At 72.3% G+C, this 19,778-nt stretch carries 1 protein-coding gene (cut by both window edges); it reads right to left on the reverse strand.

This entire window lies inside a single protein-coding gene on the reverse strand: locus FPZ12_RS18190, encoding a trypsin-like peptidase domain-containing protein. The 88,989-nt coding sequence extends 39,243 nt beyond the window's left edge and 29,968 nt beyond its right edge, so the window shows coding positions 29,969–49,746 (codon 9,990, partial, through codon 16,582, complete); the first complete codon in reading order (the gene reads right to left) occupies positions 19,774–19,776. Both codon boundaries (start and stop) fall beyond the window edges.

Consider the following 19,778-nt stretch of genomic DNA (forward strand, 5'->3'; position numbering starts at 1 on the left):
GAAGTCCGCGCGTCCGGTGTCGCTGGTGACGTCGCGCAGCGTCCGGTAGCCGACGAAGTGGCGTGACCCCGACTCGTCCTGCGAGACCGCGTAACGGCCTTCGGCGAGCGCGAACTCCGCGGTGCCCGCGCCGACGAGCAGGGTAGTGGCCGTGTCCGGGTCCTCGTCGCTTGGCTGCTCCCGGAAGAAGATCGTGTACTGCTCTCCGCCCGCCGTCTCGACGTGCACCCGCAACGCGCCGGGCAGCTCTTCGAGCGCCCAGGTGGCGTCGGCCAGGTTCGGCAGCGCCCGCAGCCCTTCCTCGACGGCACGGACCCAGGGCGCGCCGGTCTCCGGGCGGAACGGTTCGAGCAGGCCGGTGACGACGCCGAGCAGGAACTCCGTGCGCTCCGCCGGGGTGAACTCGGCCGGCACCGTCCGGTAGCCGACGTAATGCCACGGCCCCGACTCGTCCTGCGACACGGTGTGCGCCACGCCCCCGAACCGGAATTCCACCGTGCCCGCGCCGATCAGCAGGTTCGACTCCGCGTCCGGGAGCCCGTCCGGCAGGTCGTCCCGGACGAAGACCGTGTAGTGCTCCCCTTCGGCCGTCTCGAAATGCACCCGCACGGCACCGGGCACCTCGGTGAGTTCGAAGCTTCCGCCCGCCAGTTCCGGCAGCGCCGCCAACGCCGCTTCCGCATCCCGGACCCACTCCGTGGCCTCAGCGGGCTCCTCGGCCTCAGCGGGCTCAGCGGGCTCAGCGGGCTCAGCGGGCTCAGCGGGCTCAGCGGGCTCCTGAGTCTCCGCAGGCTCCTCGGCGACCTGCGGCGGCTGCGCCGGAACACCGGCCGCTGCCCAGATGTCGCGGTCGGCGTGCCCCACCCTGGCGCGGCCGAGGAGCTGGTCCGCGAGCCAGGACGCGTAGCGCGCGCCGTGTCCCCGCAGCGCCGCGATGACCGTGATCGCCCAGTCGTCGTCGTGGTCCTCGGTCGGAGTCGGCTCGTGCAGGAACGCACTGGCCGTTCGCCCCTCCTCGACGGTCCACCGCCCGGCGAACCGCCTACCGAGGTCGTACCCGAAGCCCGTCATCCCGGCGGGCCGCGACAGCAGCGCGTCGGCCAGCCAGCCGGGCCTTTCCCTTGTCACGAAAGAACGTCGTGCTTCGGGTGTCCAGGCGTCGTGGACGACGGTCAGCTCGATCGCGAGCGCACGCAGCCGGACCAGATCGGTCTCGCTGGTGAGGTCCAGTCCGGTGCCCAGCACCAGCTCGCGGAAGTCGTCGAACTCGCTTTCCGGGTCGAACCCGAACCACCGGGCGGCATCCCCGGCCACCGGCGCCGGTACCTGCACCGCGTCGTGCCGCAGATCGCGCAGAATCCGGTACACGGCCCGGATTTCGTTCTCCCCCGGCGCGAGCGCCTCCGGCCGGATGTGCTCGTAGAGGTAGTCCCATCCCAGCAGCGCGGCGACCCGGACGGCCTCCGGCGTCGCGAAGCCGAACCGCCGGTAGAGCTCCGGCCAGGACGGCGCCTCGCCGTCCATCAGGCTCCACTCCAGCAGTTCCGGCTGCTGGACGGCGTCCCGGAGCATTGCGCCGAGGTTCCGCGTCGCGAACAGCGCACCGACATCGACCGTGCCGGCCGGGACTGTCGACACGGTGGGGTCGAGGTGGAGCCGGTGGAAGCCGCCGACCACCCCGGGCCGCAGCGTGGGTTCACCGGCACCGACCTGCCAGCGGGGCAGCACCGAAATCGCGCGGTCGCCCCGGCGCACCGTCAGGGCCTGGTTGCCCGGCTCCCCGGTCACCGTCACCGACGGGTCGCCGATCAGCTGCCGGAGGACCGCCGCCGCGCGTTCCCACGCCTGGACGCCGTTCGGGTCGCCTCCGGGTACCAGCGCCATCCCGGCGCGCACGGCCTCGAAGTCGTCCCGGATCGCGAAAACCTGCTCGGCGATGCCCGCGATCCGTTGTGCCACTTCGGATCGCGTGCCGTCGAGCGTGTCGTACCGGTGGAAGACCCCGTCCTGCCCGCCCTCGGGCCGCGGGGTGCCGGGGCGGAGGACGTCCACCAGCACGCGCTCGCCCTCGCGCGGCTGGAGGTCCAGCACCAGACGCCCGTCCGAACCGACGTGGCTGACGCCCACGCGCGAAACGCCGGGTATCCGCGCCGTGATCGCCTCGTGCGCGGCGGCAGCCATCAGAAGCCGGTGGACGGTCGCCGCGATCCCGGCGGGACCGTGGATCCCGGATTCGGCGTCCACGAGGCCGTCACCGCGCACGACCCGGTAAGAATCGGTACCGGCGAACGCTTCCCCGCTGATGAAGACCTCGAGCTCGGACCCGTCCGCGAGTGTCAGGAGCGCCTCACCGCCCCGCTCCGCGTCCGTGCTCAGCACCTGCGCCGCGGCCACGCCCGGCACCCCGCCCAGCGCGTTTTCCAGTGCCGCCACCTGATCGCGGCCGAGGCTCGGCTCGATCGGCTCGCGGCCCCGCTCCATCGACGAGACGAACAGGTTCGTGTGCTCGGGCGCGGCGAGGTACCGCGCGATCAGCACGGCGGTGAGCGTGTCGTCGGACCAGCTCGCCACTTCCCGCAGTTCCTCGGACAGCAGCTCCGGCGGCACCGTGCGCAGCCATTCGAGGACGACCTGGTGGTCCTCGATCTCCCGGCCGAGCATGAAGCCGATCAGGTCGTCGTTCTCACGCTCCGCGTTCAGCGGCGAGGGCCGCAGGGAGGTGACGGCCTCCTTGAGCAGCGTGGCGACGAGCAGGTTCAGCTCTTCACCCACGGCAAGGCCGATCCGCCCGGAGCTCCAGTCGTAAACCCCGGGCGCGTCCAGGTACGCCAGCAGGTCGGTGCGGCCAGCCGGAACCCCAACGCGGGTCAGCTCGAACGCGTCGTCCAGGAGCGCGTGCAAGCGGGCGCGGAGTTCGGGCCCGTTGGTCTTCAGGCCCTTCTTGCCCGCCGCGGTGGCGATCTTGCTCGCTGCCGACCAGGCCATCGCCTCGATGCGCGCCTTCGCCGCCGTGTCCAGGCGTGTGACGGTGAAGCGTGCATCGACCGGCGCGTAACGCGCGTCGACGACGGCCAGTGTTTCCAGCACGCGCTCCCGCACGTACCCGAGCCGGGTGTCGAGCGAGATCCGGGCCGGCATCGCCGAGCGGCCGATTCCGCGGGCATCCCTCGACATCGCGGAGAACTCGATCCCGGCGTGCCCGCCCCTCGCGGGCGCAGACGGGGTGAAGTGCAGCTCGGCATTGGCACCCGAGGCGAACTCCACCGTGGCGACGACCCGGCCGAGCGCGTCGCGGCCCGTGATGTCCAAACGCGACACAGACGGGGGCAGGTCAGCGGCGATTTCCCGCAGTGCGTCGAGGATTTCCGCGACACCGGCGTCCCAGTCGACCGGCCCTTCCGCGCGGCCGTACTTGTCGTCCACAAGGGACCATCCGGCCGGCGGCTGATCCGGCTCCGCCACCAGCACCGGCTCGGGCTCGGGTTCCGGTTGCTCCTCCGGTTCCGCCGCCAGGTGCACCACCCAGCCTTCGGCGCCGGCCAACACGGCCGACGCGGGAACGGCGACGGGGTCCTCGCCCAGCCCGTAGGAATCCAGCACCTCGGCGAGCAGGGCCGCCTCCGGGGTGCCGCCGACGAACCGGATGGTCACCGAACCGGGGAACTCCGGGCTCTGCTCGGCGCCGGGCAGCACCGCGATCCGGGCCGCGTCGTCCTCGGCCAGCACCGCTTCGACGTAGTCGGTGTCGGCAGGGATGACGGTGATTCCCTTTGCTGCCAACGCTTCCAGGACGGCTTCCGGCCCATCCGCGGCGACGTGGGTGATCCCCGCGTTGGCGAGCCTGCCCGCCACCGCGACGAGGTGCCGTTGCATCGCCACGTCGCCGGGGTCACCGGTGAACACCGCGATGCGGTGCCCGGACAGCACTTCGCCGTAGCTCAGGGGAAGCGCTTCCCCAGTGGTGACGGCGAGTTCGATGCGCTGCCGCGAGTCGGCAGGCCCCGGCTCGGCTGGTGCTCCGAGTGCCACGGCGGGCAGGAAGTGGTTACCCCGCTTGAGAACGAAGACCCCGCCACCGGCCGGACCGAGGTGCGTCGTCGAACCGTCCGTCTCGACGACCGTGACCGGCCCGCCTTCTTCGTGTCCCGGCACGGCGGACAGCGCACGCTCCAACGCGTCCGGTCCCGCCGCGATCCACTGTGGACGGAGTCCGTGCTCGTCGAGGAACCGCTGCTGCGCTGCGGTGACCGTGCCGGGCCCGGTGAGACTGCCGACCCCGCCGTGGCTCGCGCCGGCGCCCGCGAGCGTGGCCGCCAGCCAGGCGCCGTAGGACACCCCGTACTGGTCGATCGCGACCCGGACCTGCTCCCGCGCCGCTTCACCGGCGCCGGCGAGCACGGTGCTCGTGGTCCGGTCCAGCTGGTCGTGTGCCGGAACGGCGGGCAGCTCCGCGAGCGGGCTCAGGTGCGCCGGGCGGTACTTCAGGCCGTCGGTGAACCAGCCCGGGTCCTGCTCCAACACCCCGCGCCGCTGCCCAGGCTGTGCCAGGTTGTGCGTGATGGCCAGCTCCGCCGCCAGGTTCAGCAGCGCACGCCGGTCACGCTCGCCGGGCTGCTCCGGGTCCGGCACGCCCGCCGCGCGCAACAGCTCGACGAAGGCGTCGAGTTCGTCCGCGTAGTCGAACAGGGCGGCCGCGTCGGCGAGCGTCTCCGGGATCTCCGGCGCGCCGTCCAACTCGGAAAGCACGGCTTCGACGAACTCGCCCAACGCCGGACCGGCGAGGTCGGCCTGTGCGCGCAGCAACGCGTACAAACCGTTGGGCGGCAGCCGATCCCGGAGGTAGGCCCGGACGTCGGACGCGGGTCGCGCCTGGCCGGTCCACGCGTCACGACGCTCGGCTTGCGGTGCGAACGGCTGCTCGGCGTCAACGCCCAGCGCCACCAGCAGCTCGGGGAGGTACTCGGCGTCTTCCACCCCGGACTGGCGCGCCCACTCCTCGACGAAATCGAACAACTCACGGGGCAACCCGCCCTGCGTGCGGTCCGGCCCGACGAGCTCGGCCTGCACCGTCCTGCCACCGAACTCGAGGCCGGCCAGCTGCAGGTTGATCGCGCGGACCAGCGTTTCCCGGCCGCTGGAAAGCGCTTCCCGGAGCGAGATCGGCAGTGGCGCGCGGTAACCCCGCTCCCGCAATGCGGTCACGGCCCGCAGCAGTTCCGGCAGCGGCGCGGTGCGCCACTGCTCGACGATCCGGTCGACAGCCGCCGCCGCGGCGGCGCCGGTGATCCCGGGCGCTGTCCGCGATGGCGGCCGTTGCCCCAGCCAAGCGCTTTCCGCGACGACGTCGGTGAGCACGACCGACCGGCCGGAAAGCCGCACGGTGTGGTCGGTGTGCACGACGAACGAAGGCTCCGGCAGCACCAGCACCTGGCCGTCGATCGGCGTCGGCACCGCGCGCCGCGTCCGGACCCGGGTGATGAGCGTCTGCTGCGCGCTGCTCGCGGAATGCTTGGCGTACGCGGCTTCCCAACTGGACAGGCCGACGGTGGGCGCGGTCAGCGCGCTGCCCTGCGCCAGGTAACCGCTCGCGAGCGTGGTGAGCTGGTCGCCGGTCAGCTTGCCGGCCAGCGGAACGAGCCAGGCTACTTCGGACAGTGCCGTGCCGTGGGCGAACACCATCGGCTCGACGAGCAGGTTTTCGTCCGCGATGCGGTCGATCTCGGCGAGGATCTCGTCGAACTCCGCGTTGCGCACCGGGGGTTCGCCGTCCCACGAAGCCACATAGGCGAGGTAGCGACCCAGCTCGGCCTGGTCGGCGAGGAACCGCCGGACCCAAGCTTGGTCGTCCGCGGAAAGCGCTTCCCAGCGGCCACGCAGCAGGGCCTGGTCGGGTGCGTCGAGCTGCCAGCCGATCGTTTCGGCGAGCCCGTCGCCGTCCGGGACGACGCGTTCGCCCGCGGTCTCGGCGAGGTGCCCCAGCACCCCGAGCGACTTCCGGCGGTCGTAGACGTCCCGCAGGGCGACCTCGAAGTAGGTCCGTTCCCCGATGACGTCCCACAGCGACTCGTTTCCTGCCGCCGCCGCACGGAACTCCGGGAACGAGGCCGACGGATGGAAGTGCCGGTACACGAAATAGCCGAACGCCGCTGAAATCGGGTCGCCACTCGCGGGAAGCCGTCGCAGCATTTCGGGGCTCAGCAACCCTCGCGGCCGTTGCCCTGCCACGAGCAATGGCGCGGCGAGCGGCTGTCCGTCGAGCGGAACCGCGCGCTCCAGCGCGATCTCGTCGGCGGACGCGACGAGGTCGTGCAGCAGGTTGACCAGGAAAGTGCCGTGCACCGCGTGCGACGCCGTGGCCGGGAACTCCTGCAGGGTCTCTTCCAGGTCCGCGAGCAGCTCGTCGAACCGGTCGATCGTCCAGCCCAGCGCGACGGCCCGGTCCGAACCCGCGGCAGCGGCACGCAACCCGGCGGAAAGCTCGCGCAGGATCCGCACCGGTTCGGCGACTTCGCCGAACCACAAGGCGTTCTCCTCGAACCGCCCGGCGGGCAGCGCGTCACCGGCGATCGCGCGGAACTCGTCGATCTCGGCCCGCAGCTGGTCCCAGGCCACCCGCAGTTCTCGTGGGTCGGCGGCGTTCTCCAGCCTGGTCAGGCCCGGCGGCACCGGCAGCCCGCCGAACGCGGCACGCACGCGCGCGGCGACCGTGCCCCCGGCGACCGGCGCGGTGAGCCGCTCGGTCAGACCGGCGGGCGCTCCGGCCTGTGGGCTCAGCGCGCGAAGTGTGTCCACATAGGACTGGCGGAAACGGCCGGTGAGCTGTCCGGACATCGCTTCGAGCCCACGTACCGCCAGCGCCTCGGTGATCATCGCGAGGAAGTCACCGTCCGCAGGCCCGTCGATGAGCACTCGGCCGTCGTCGGTCCGGAACAGGTTGGCGGCGCCGGGCCCGCCCGTCGTGTCGGCGGCCACCCGCTGGGCCCAGCCTTCCAGCAGCCCGGCCAGCTCGGGGTGCTGCTCGCGCAGCGAGTCGGCGGCGAACAGCCCGCGCAGGGTGTTTTCGTCGTACTGGGCAAGGTTCCGCTCCGCGAGCGCGGCCGCTGTCGCGGCGACGAACTCACGCAAGGCGCCAGCCGCGGCGATCCACTCGTCGCCGTCCGCCGCCGCGACTCGTGCGATGTGGTTGGCGAGACTGCCTTCCCGTGGCGATTCCACGGAGACGGCGCGGAGCTCCCCGGCCGTGCGCACGAGACCCGCGGCATAGATCTCCGGTTTCGCGAATCCGGTACCGGAGTCCTCAATGGACAGCAAGGTGCGCAGCCGGTCCACCGAGTCGTGCAGGCGGAGCGTCGCGATGTGCTCCCGGTCGGCATTGAGCAACCGGTAGCTTTCGCCCTCAGGAACCACTCGCACGTCGCCCGGAGTGAGCCCGAGCCGCCCGGCAGCGAACCGGCCGAGCGCGTCGGCCAGCAACCCCTGCGCCCGCCCGGGGTCACTCTCGTCGATTCCGGTGACCAGCAGCAGGTTTCCGGGGTCGACGGGCTCCGCGGAAGCGGGCGGGTCCGTGTCCACAGTGGACTCGTCGTCGAGGAGCGCGGCCACGCGGGCCGTGATCGCGTTCCGTTTCGCGAAATCCTCACGGCCCACCGCGTCGGCCGCTTCCCGCTGAAGCTCTTCCACCATCGCGGGATCGGCGACCACCGCGGCGATCGGGTCGTGCCTGCCGCGGATCAGCCACCAGCGGGACTCCCGGACCGCCTTCCGCCATTCGACGGCATGGGCGAAGGACCCGGACTCGTGCTTGGTGGCCACCACGCCCCAGGCACGGAGGTAGCGGTCGATGGGCAGCGCGTGCCCGTGCGCGTGGACGAGGTTCTCGGCGAGTTCGGTGGTGTCGCCACTGGGGTCGAGAATGCCGAGCACGCCCAGCCACATGCTGTGTGCCCAGGACACGAGCTCGCGTGGCAGGAAACGCCAGCCATGATCGAGCGGCTCCGCCTGTCCCAGGCGCGCCACCAGCGCGCCCAGCGGGCTCTGCACCCGCGCCGCGCGCCGGTGCCAGTCCGACACGGCGGCGCGGCCGGGCCGCGGTGGTTCGAAGACCTCCCGGAACAGCGCGCTCACCCGTTCCGCCACATCGGCGCCGGAAAGGCCCTCCTCCGTGCGGTTCCCTTGGCCGGTGCTGACGATCCGGCCGGGTTCGACGAGCACCTGCGCCCTGCCGTCCGGGGAGTCCGCGATCACCTGGCCGCCGAGGATCCGGACGACGGGCCAGGTGGACTCGAAGTCCCCGCCGCGGCCGAGCACCGGGCGCACGGTGCCGTCCGGCTCGGCGGTGATCACCTCCCCGGACTCGGTCCGGATGCTCGTCCGGCCGGTGCGGCCGACCTCGATCGTGCGGCCGTCGCTGGTGCGCACCACCACGACACCGTCCGCGACGCGCACCATGGTGCCCTCCGCGCCGCGGTCCGCCAGCACCACGGCACGCCCGCCTTCGCGGACCTCCGCGCCGGGGACCTCGTCGGTCACCGCGAACTCCTGCCCACCGGCACGCAGGGTGATCGTCCCGTTTTCGGCTACCAGCAAGGTGATCCCGGTCGCCGCACCGTCCTTTGCGGACACTTCGACGGTCCGGCCGCGGACCTCCACGTGCGGCGGGAAGGCAGGGGTGCCGGCGTCGAGGAGGTCCGCCATCGCGGCGCCGCCGTCCCCGGCCAGCTCCAGCACCCACGCGGCGAGCATCGTGCGCACCAGCTCGTCCGGTTCCCGCGGCAACCGCGCGCCAGGGAGCTGGCGCAGCAGATCCTCGATCCTCGGCCACAGCTCGTGATCCTCGAACGGGCCCGCCGTCTCGTCGAGCAGCCGGCCCAGGGAGTCGGCGAGCGTCGCCACCACCTGGTCGGTCGCGTCACGCACGGTGTCGCCGTCGAGTACCGGGCCGTCGCCGAACTGGAGTGTCAGGCCGGAAACCGGTTGCCTGGCAAGGTCTTCGTAACCCTCGTGCAGCGCGGCGAAGATGTCGTCCACGGCGTCGCCGAGCACGCGCACGCCCTCCGGCCCGATGACCAGCTGCCCACCGGAGAACTCCAGGTGTTCCGCGAGGTCACGCCGCAGCCAGTCCGGCAGCGCCCCGAGGATCCCGGCGTAGAACCGGACTTCGGCGTCGTCGGCCAACACACCGACGGCGGGGGCAAACACGCCAGCGGGAGCGGCAAACACGCCGTCGGGGGCGAGGGCGCTGAACACGTCGTCGCCGAGTAGGGCCAGTAGTCCGTGCTCGGCTGAGCGGGCCTTGGTGGTCTGCACGAACCGGGCGTACTCGGCGACCTTTTCCGGCGCGCGGCCCGCGCGTTCCGACACCAGGCGGTAGATCGCGATCAGCGTCGCGGCGGTGGCCGTCGAGTAGAAGTCCCCGTCGCGCCGCGCCGGGGTGATCGCGGCATAGTTGTGCCCCAAGGGGTCGTGGAACAGTGGCCCTTCCGGGTTCCGCAGCGCGTAGTTGTGCGTGAACACCCGCGCGGTCAGGACGTCGTCGGCGAGACGCACGGTGGTCTCGTCCCGGTCGACCGGCTGGTCCGGCAGCGCGGCCCGCAGCTCGTCCCCGAACTCCGTCTGTCCTTTTCGGACTTCTTTGTTGTAGTCGAGTATCCGGCCGCGCAGCACGATGAGCTGCTCCGCCGCAGCCATCGCGTCGTGCTCCTCCAGCGCCGCCGCGTACGCCCGCACTGTCGGCATGATCGCGCGCACCTGCGCCAGCCGCGCGGTGGCGAACGACACCGCCTCCTCGCCCGGCTGCGTGGTCCCGAAGGCGTGCAGCGTGCGCAGCCAGGTCTCCTCCAGGATCGCCGCGGTGTGCCAGGCGTGCCAGGCCGTGGTGCTCTGGGCAGGCTGGTCCCCGGCGAGCTCGACGATCTTGACCTGGCCCTGGTCCCAGTCGCGGCTGAGCTCGGCCGCCAGCCGCGCCGGGAGCGGGGACGGTGGCGTGGTGCGCGAAGCCTGCTCCTGTGCGTCGCGGACCGCTTCCGCGTGCGCGACACGCGCCCGGTTGACCTCGTCGACCGCGGCGCTCACGTCCTCCGACTGAGCCGAACGCAGGCGGCGTTCGGCCGCCGCCACGACCTCGGCGGCGCGCTGGACCGGCGACTTTTCCTGTCCCGGGCCGGGGTTTCCGCCCGAAGCCTCCCAAACGGCACCGGGCAGCGAACCGGGGCCTGGACGGTACCGCGCCCAGCCAGGGCCGTCTTCCGAAGGCGCGAGCTGCGCGGGCCGCGGGCCGACGACGGGCCGTTTCCGCTCGACCTCCCACACGTTCTTCGGCGCGAGCACGTCGGTACCCGCGGCGAGGAACGTCGCCAGCCGCGCCCGCACGTCCCGCAGCGCGGCGGCGATCCCGTCCAGGTCGCCGGACCGCGAAGCCTCTTCGAGCCGGTCCAGAAGTCCTTGTGCCGCCCCGAAACCGGGCCGCAACCGGTCGACGAGAGATTCGCCTTCCAGCCCCGGCACCACGAGCCGCAGGATGTGCCCCACCGACACGCCGTCGTCGGGATGCGCGTCGTCGGACTCCAGCGCCTCGGCGAACGCGACCAGCTCGCCGACCCGCGCGAGCTCGCCGCCGTCCGCGTGTTTGATGATCGCCGCGACGAGCTGGGCCTGTGCCCGGACGTCGCCACCGAACTGCTGGATGTCGAGCATCGCCTGCCCCAGCGGGCCACCGTGGTGGTTGACCTTCGCCCAGGACGAGCGGATCGCGCGCAGCAGCAACTCGCCGCCGAACCGCTCGGCGGGGCCGGCCTGCGCGATCTGCCCGGCCCATCCAGCGAGGAATCCGGCGGACCTGCCGACCAACTCGTCCAGCATGAGCAGGGCCGGTGCGAGTTCAGCGGCCGTGCCCGCCTGCGCTGCGACCACCGCCGCGTCCCAGCTGCCCATCACGGCACTCGGCAGTTCGCCGTCGAGTGCCTGGCGCACAGGGGAATCGGCCGGCAGCGCGTGGGGCGCCAGCTCCCGCAGCTTCTCCCAAGGCGGGGCCAGGAAGCTCTCCGGGGTGCTCACCGCCCCGCTCGGCAGCCAGCTGAGCAGTGCGTCGCGTCGAGGTCGCTCGGGGCCCAGCAGGTCGCCGAAGTACCCGACCAGCGCATCGAGGGTCTCGAGCGCCGTCTTCCTGCCGCGGTTCGCCCGGGAGATCACCTCGATCCGGCCGGTGCGCCCGACCACGACCTCGACCTGACCGTCCGGCGTGGTGGCGGTCATCAGCCCGCGCGAGTCCCGGGAGACCTCCGGCGGCCTGATGCCGAACGCGGTGCGGGGGCCGTCGTCCACCACCATGCCGCGGTCGGCGCCGACCTCGGCCACGAACTCGCCGTCGCGGTGCACCAGCACGCGGCCGTCCGCGGTCAGCTCGGTCACCGCGCCGTCGGTGACCTCGACGCGCACCGAGCCCGCACCGAACCTGATCACCGTCCCATCGAGGGAATCCAGCCCGTCCCCGCGGTCGCGCAGCGTGATCTCGCCGTCCCCGGCCACCACACCGGCTGGCAGGCTCCCCTCGGACAACGGCACCTCGATGCCGTGGCGGGACAGGGTCACCCGGCCGTCCCCGAACCGCAGCCGGACTCCCTCGGCGGCGCCGGCGGTGGCGGTCACGAAGACCGCGCCGTCCTCGATCTCGATCTTGGGTGGATAGGCCGGCAGGTCGGCACCTAGCGCGTCGGCGAGGTGGCGCCAGGCGGGTACGTTTCCGGGGTTGTCGCGCGCTTCCAGCAGATCCAGCTGGACCAGCCCCGCCAGCTGCGCCCAGGTTTCCTCCGGGTGCGCGGGATCGACGAAGTACGGGCCGAACCGGTGGCCGGGCAGTTTCCGCACCAGCTCGGCGAGTTCGGCCCAGTCCCACCGCGTGGACTGCGTCTCCACCGGGTTTCGCAGGGTGAAGCCGGGGCGCGGCCTGCCGGGATTGCGGTCCCAGGTGTGCCCGAGCTCGTGGTACAGCACCTCCCCGTTGAACGCGGCCGGGTCGGCCATCCTCCCGGTTTCCGTCGGGAGCGGGCTGAACTCGGGTGCACCGCTGTCGGCGTACGCGGCCCGCGCGTCCGAACCTGCCGCGACCCAGCCGGAGTTCCCATTGGTGAGACCGGCCGCCTCCGCCAAGAGGCTCCGCCATTGGCTGTCGGTGGCGCCCGCGAAATTGGTCTCGGCCCGTTCACCGAGGTAGTTGGCCGACCCCGCGCCGAGGAGAATGACCCCGCCCGCCTCGGTCAGGCTCCGCAGCTGCCGTGCGTGGTACCAGTCCGGCAATGCGTCCAGCAGCCTGGCGTGTTCGACGACCGGCCAGGTCATCGAATCGAAGACGATCCGGTCACCGTAACGGGCCCGCAGGCGCGCCCGGACCTCGGCGAACCCGGGTGGCTCCGGGATCGTCTCGTCGCGCACGACGTGCAGGTCCTCGTAGAACGCGATGGTGAGCCGGTCCAGCAGGGTTCCCGGTTCGGACACCTTGGCCCGCCGGGCGAACGAGGCGAACCCGGCCACCGCGTCGTCGAGCACGCTTCCGTTGTGCCCCTTGGCTTCTCGCAGCGCACGGAAGGAGGCGACGAGCAGCACCTGTGATTCGCCGGTGAGCAAGCCTTGGCTGTCGCGCTCCACCCGCGCCGCCGTCGCGTAGACCGCGTCGAGCACGTCGAACACCAACGGGCCGCGCGGATTGCGCAGTACGAAAGGATTGTCCGTGCTCAACGCCCATTCCGAACCATCGGCCAGCCGCGCGGCGGTCAGCACGGAACCGGCCTCGGGAGCGCTCGCCACTCGTGTTTCCCCGCGCTCGACGAGCTGGTCCGGGATGAGGTCGAGCAGCGCTTCGTGCTCGTCCAGCCCGGCCTGCGCCTGCGCGTTGTAGTCCCTGGTCGCGGCGCTGATCCGGGTCAGCAGCGCGGCCGCGTCCAGCAGCCGCTGCTCGTCGGCGATGCCGCCGTCGGTCAGTTCGGTGTACTCGCGCAGCAACGCGCCGAGCGTCCGCAACGGCCCGCCTTCGGCCAACAGGCTCCGCGCGAAGTCGGCGGCTTCCCGTTCCGGCCCGGTCTCCGCGGCTTCGATCGCCCGGAGCCAACTGTCCTCAATGGACGAAATCGCGACGCGGAGCTGGTTCGCGATCTTGTTACGCGGAGCGGGTTCGGGCCCGAGCCAGTCCTTCGACACGGTGACCGGCCCGCTGCGTCGCTCGGCGGCTCGCGCCCGCTCGACAGCCGCCAGCTCGCGACGGATACCTTGACGGCGGGCTTCCAGTTCGGCCCGTTCCCTCCGCTGCTTCGCGTGCCGCAATCGCGCCTCGTGCACCGCATCCCTGGCGCGCGGAGTGTCCTGTTCGGATAGTGCTGCCTCCGCGATTACCAGTGGGCGCGCGGTTTCCAGCTCCACCGTCCCGCGCGGTAGGACCACGACCCCGAGCCGGGTCAGCCGCGCGAGGTAGGGGCGGATCCCGGTGAGCTCGTCCACCGTCAGCTCGTCGAGGCTGAGCCCGTGCGGGATTCCTTCGAGCCCGTCCCGGATCCGCGCGGCGAGCGTGCCGCCCTGCCCCAGCAGCGCGACGCGCACGATGTCACCGACCGAGATGCCGTCGTCGTGGCCCTCGAAGGCATCGGCGAACGCCTGCCACTGCGCGGCGCGCCCGGGGTCCAGCTCGATGAGCGCGACTGCCAGCAGCGTGCGTGCCCGCCAGTCTTCGTTGTGCTGCTGGGTGTCGAGGAATTCGAGCCGCAGCGGGCTGTTCAGAGGGTCGGCTCGGTGGGCCGCGCGCAATACCGCCGCGAGCTCATCGGCCGTCTCGGCCACAACGCCGCTTTCACCGAGCGCATCCGCCGTGGCAGGCGCGGGCCTGGTCAGCCCGGTGAGCACCTCGGCGGTCCAATCGCGCACCTCGACCGCGCTGAGCCCATAGGTACTGCCGGTCCTGGCGCCGCCGGAGATCACCAGCCCGCCCACGGCGTCGGCGGTGACCGTGAGGTCTTCCTGCGTCGCGGTGATCACGCCGGTACCCGGGTCCCGGGTCAGCTCGATGTCCGGCGCGACACCGGGCATCAGCAGGCCGTCGGCGTCGCGGACGACCAGCGGCTCGGAGCGGAGGCCCCGCCGGACCGTGACGGAGCCGTCCGGGTGGACCACGGTGCGGCTGGTGTTGGCGGTGGACACGGTGATCGCGCCGGTACCCGGGTGCACGCCGACCACCAGGCCGTCGATCTCGACGCGGCGGCCGTCCGGGGCGATGGTCAGCCCGTCGCCGGACTTCGGCTCGTCCCCGAAGACACCGAGCCGCACCGAAATCCTCCGGTCGCGGCCGACGCTGATCTCCAGCCCGGCGTAGTGGCCGTGGCCGACCCGGACAGTCAGCTCCCCCTCGGCCACGGTGATCTCGGGCCGCGCCGGACGGAACTCCAGCCACTTGCGCAAGGCGGCCGGGCTCCGGTCGGCCAGATACGCGCCCAATGCCTGGCTCAGCGCGATCGCCGGGTCTTCCGGGACCGTGCTGCCCGGCAGCGAGCGGAGCACGGCGTGCAGCTCGCGCCACTGCTCGTGCACCTGGCGCACCCGCAGGACGCCGGAGCCCGACTGCGGGACACGGTCCGGATTTCCCTTGTGCAGGGCGAACAATCCGGCGACCGGGCCCGCGGGTGGGTCGATCTCGTCGAGCCGCGCCGCGAGCTGCCGATGCGTCTCCGCCGGCACCGCGGCCAGCGCCTGCACCTGAGCCTCGGTCAGCGCGGGCGAGAGCCGATCGCCGTAGATCGCGCGCAGCCGTTCTTCGTCTTCGGTCCGGCGGGCCGTCCGCTCGGCGAAGAAGTCGTTGCCCAGCAGGGAAAGCAGCGACTGGTCGGCGACACCGGACTTGGCCTGCTCGGTGTGCAGGACATGCACGTACTCGGCGAGCGCCGCCTCGTCGAGCTTCTCGGCGGCCAGCGCGGCGAGCACGGCCTGCGTGTCCGCGGTGAAGAAGCCCTTGCGTACCTCCGCGGTGAATTCGCTCGCGAATACCGCGCCCAGCGGACGTTCGAGGCCGGCTGTTCCCGCGAGCAGATCGTGCAGCGCATCGTGCGCGTCGAGCGTGGTCCGGACTGCTTCGTTGTACCGCGCCACGGCGGCGTCGACGGCGACCAGCGCATGAGCCGCCCGCGTGGTTTTCGCCTCGGAGTCCGAAGTGGACCTGGCGATGTCGTTGTAGGAACGCACCGCGCTGCCGACCTCGCCGAGCGCGCGGACCACCACTCCGGCGGCTTCGACGGCCTGCCGTTCCGGTTCGGTTCGCGCGGCGCGCTGCGCTCGCAGCCACAGGCCCTCTTGCTCGGTGGCAGCCAGCCAAAGCCGCAGCGCCGACCGGTTGCGCTGAGCCGGACGCGCCCCCGCCTGCCGCTTGGCCGGCTCCTGCGGCTCGCTCCGCTCCGCCGCCGCGCGCGTCCGCGCAGTGGCTTGCGCGGTGGCTTCGGCCTCGTGCAGTGCCTGCAGGGCGCGCGCGTGCTCGACCCGCGCGGCGTTGACCTCGGCGATCAAGAGCGCGGCCAAGCCCGCGTCCCGGTCCGTGCGCAGCTGGTGTTCGGCGCGATCGACCCGGTCCGCGGTGCCGCGGGTGATCGCCCGCCAGATCTCCACCCGCGCCAACGGTTCCTCGATCGCCGGCGCTTCACCGAGCCGCCGCAACGCTTCGAGCGCGGCCGACCCGTGGCCGGGCACATTCTCCTTGGCACGCAAGGCGTTCTCGTAGGCGTCGAGGAAGAACTGCTGGAACTCCGCGGCTCGAGGCCTCGCGTTGTCATACTCCGCGAAGAGCTCACCGATGCTTTCGGCGTAGTGCCGCGCGTCGCGCACTCCGGACTGCCCCAGCGGGTTCCCGAACACGTCGATCGAATGCCGCAGCCCGTCGAGGTCGATCAGCACGGCCGCGCCGTCGCGACCGAAACCGATGCTGCGGGCCGTGGAGCCGATGACCGGGACGGAGGCGTCGAACCGCTGGGTGGCCGCCCATTCGGCCATCCGCGCGAGGACGCCGGCCAACGCCGGATCACCCAGCCGCCGGGCGGCGTCGGCGGCTGCCTGCCAGCCGCCCGCATCGGACGCCCTGCCGTGCGGCACACCCAGCTGGACAAGCACCTCGGCGGCTGTGGTGAGCCTGTCCCGCAGCTCGCCAGCCCGGTCGGGATCTCCGTTGAAATTGCTGACCGCCACGGCCAGATCCGCGTGGCCGTGCGTCTGCTCGACGAGCACGACCACCGGCGACGCCCCGGCGGGCCTGGCCAGGCCCGCACCGAGCACCTTCGTCGTGCGGGCGGCGCCGCGGAACAGTTCCGCGCGGTTGACCGTCCAGATCCGCCAGACCGCGTCCTCCGGGGCCACCATCCTGACCCTGGCGACGAACTCCGCCTGCCGCGGCCCGGTCCGGTGGAGGACCGTGACATACCCGTCGTCGGCCCGGAGGTCCACTTCGGACACTCGGAATCCCAGCACGCCCGCGACGAACGGCCGGAGCACCGCCAGTTCGGCGTCGGTGAGCCGGGCCCCGGGCCGCAGCTCGGCCGAGCCCGCCACCACCGGCAGCTCCGCGACGAACTCGGCCAGCTTCTCCTGCGGCACCGTCGCCGGTTGCGCGGGCTCCCCGGTGACAGCCGCGTCGGCCAGCGCCGAAAGCCGCGTGGCCTGCTCCTCCAGGTCAGCGCTGGTCACCTTGGTCGTGACCGGTCGCGACACCCCCGGCAGATCGTGTTCGCTCAGCCGCGCCAACGCCATGAGAATCGCCCGCGGGTCGCCGCCACGCAGCCGTTCGAGCGTGTTCGCCGTCGCCGGAAGCCGGTCCTCGGGGAAGGCCGCGCGCAACCGCTCGATCAGCCCGGGCCCGAACCTGCTGTCCGATTCGGGCGCGAGCAAGCCGATCACGTCGGCGAGAGTCACGCTGCCCTTGGCCGGCGCGAAGTCGAGCAGCAGTTCACTCGGCACCGAAACCCCGGCCGCCTCCAGCGCCACCTGGAGCAGCACGCTCAGCCTCGGGTCCTTCGTCCACGCGACACCGGCCAGGTTCGCCGGGTGGAAGGGATTGCGGGTGCCGGTCATGGCGCGCCAGCCGACGTGAGCCGCCTCGAACGCGGCCTGCGCGGCGAACCGGCCGTCCGGCGGGAGCTCGTCCAGCGCCGAACGCCAGGCGTCGAGTACCTGCTCGATCCGCTCTCCCAGCAGACGGATCTGGCGGAGTGTCTCGACCTGTTCACCGCCTTGCACCTCGCGGGCCGCCCTGGCCAGCAAGGTCCAGCGGTGGTGGAGTTCCTCGATCGCGGCGGGATCGGTGAGGCCCTGCGCCACCAGCGATTCCGGCAGGACTTCCTGACCGCGCAGCCACGCCGCGAACCCGGACATCGGGCTGACCACGGCCGACAGGCGCGCCAGCCAGCCCGAGAACGCGGCTCCGTCGGCCTCGGGGGAAGTGAAGTCCCGCTCGAAGAAGCTCCACAGCTCGCCCGCGTACTCACTCGCGGGCACGCCGTCGTTCGTGCGGTTGGGCTTCGATGAGACGCGAAGCACGCCTTCCCGGTCAAGAGCCGCGGTGACCGCGGCGGTTTCGGCGACGACCTGGCCGTCGCGCAGGAACGGCGCCCGCACCTCCCGCGCCAGCACGAAGTCCGCGTCGAGGCGGAACAGCGCGCCTTCCTCGGTTTCGACGCTCACTCCGCCGTCCGCGTGGCGGGTGGTGACCACCCCGTCCACGCCGTCCACCCGGACCGCGGGCCCGTCCACCGTGATGCGGGTGCCCGGCTGCCCCGGCCCGCGGTCGGCGATTTCGACCGCCCCGTCCGCAGTCACCATCAGGCCCGGGTACGAGTCTTCGGGACGCAGCGCAACGGTTTCGCGGCCAGGAACCACGAGCGAGGCGACCCCGTCTGCCACGGTCACCGCGGCCCCGGCGAGATCCCCGCTGCCGATCCGGACGGTGAGCCCGTCCTTGGTCACCTCGACGCGGGACGGGTGGAGCGGTTTGTCCAGGCCGAGGATCGCCGCGAACCGCGCCGAATCACCGGCGCTCAGCAGGAAAGCGCCGGCGGCGAGGTCGAACACCGCGTCCGGGCTGTCGCCCGGCCCTACTTCGGACCACGGCAACGTGGTCAGCGGGTGGGAGGCGTTGACCCACTCCTGACTCGTCCGCACGAGGACGCCGTTGCGCAGCTCGTCGAGCGACCTCCCGACCGTCCGGCCCAGCAGGCGCGCGATGGCCTGGTCGATCCCGCGTTCGCCGAAGCCCAGCGGAACCGGCTCGACGAAGTCCGGCCACAGGTGCTCGAACCCGGCGTGCAGTGCGGCGAATGCGTTGCGGTCGCTCGCGCGGACGTACGCGATTCCGGCGGCGCTCAAGCGGAGCTGGGCGTTCTCGGCGAGAAGATGCTCGTTGAGCCGCGCGCGCACTTCGCCGGGCAGGTTCTCGATCCGGCGCACCAGCTCGGCCGGCGCGCTCTCTTCGATGAGCTGCGGCCCCAGCACTTCACTGAACGACTTGCCCGCGGCCTCCTCGGAGGCCCATGTCCGCTCGACGAAACCGACGTAGTCCGCGAGTAACTCAGGGGCGTCGTCGCCGGTCAGCGTGGTGTTGTAGAGCGCGGCCAGCAAAACCCTGGTGTCCCAGTCGTAACGCCCATCCTCGGTGGTGAGCGTCCGCGCGCCGAGATACGCCTGCGCGAACGGGTCGAGCAGCCTCCGCTCCCCGTCGTTGTAGTGCCGGACAAGGGAAACGAGCTCGGTGAGCAGCGTCGCGGCACGGGCCGCGTCGGTCTCGGCGGCGAACGCGGCCACCGCCGGTCCGAGCCGGTCCCGCAGCTGCGCCCGCCGCGCGTCGGCGGGCCCGGCTGCCTGCGCCGCCGTGACGTCCCGCCATAGCTCGTGGGCGATCCCCTTGGTGGCGGGCGGTTCCTGGCCTGCCCAGCTCTCTCCGTCGAACTCCGGCGCGATCCCAGGCGATCCCGGCTGTCCGTCCATTGTGGACCTGAACTCGTCGAGTGCCCGGTGCGCGACCGCCTGGACGACCCTGGCCTCGTTCAGCTCCATGGTGGAAGCGCTTTCCCCGGTCAGCCGCTCCACCAGCGCGTCGGCCGCCTGTGCCCGCGCGAGGTAGCCGGGTGCCTTGTCGATCTCCGCAGCGGTGGCCCGACGCCCCGGCGCGTGCGCTCGCGGCGACGGGAACTGCATGTCGGCTTCGCGCAGCAAACCCCTCAGCTTCTTCAGCTTCCGGATTCGCTCCCGCGGATCGGCCGCGGCCGTGATCTCGCCGAGCGCCTCGTGCTGCGCCTCGGTCAGCCCGTCCGCGCGGTCACGCAGGTGTTCACCGGGCAGGCCCTCGATCGCGAGCCGGACGAGGTCGCCGAGCGTGATCCCGTCGTACGCGTCCTTCTGCTCGGCGATCCGCACGAGCTGCGCGACGTCACCCACGTAGCCGTGGTGTTCGAGCGCCACCGCGAGCAGGAGCGGGCCGACGATGTCGCCGGTGTGCTGGGCACGGTCCAGGAACTCCAGCGACAGCGGGTCACCCATCGCGGAGAGCCGGTGCCAGCCCGTCTCGTGCCAGGCCCGCTCCACCGCGAGCCCGGCGGCGAACCGCTCGCCGGGCGGCACCTGCCCGGCCGCCTCGGCCCACCGGTTCATCAGGAAAACGGTGTCGGCCACCAGCTGACGCCGTCGCATCAGCACCGCGGGCCAGTCCGGCGTGGAGTCCGCCGAGTCGATCCGTTCCGTGGTCTCCTGCCAGTACCGGTGCAGCCGACGGACTT

The sequence above is a fragment of the Amycolatopsis acidicola genome (assembly GCF_007713735.2).
In the GTDB taxonomy this organism is placed as follows: domain Bacteria; phylum Actinomycetota; class Actinomycetes; order Mycobacteriales; family Pseudonocardiaceae; genus Amycolatopsis_E; species Amycolatopsis_E acidicola.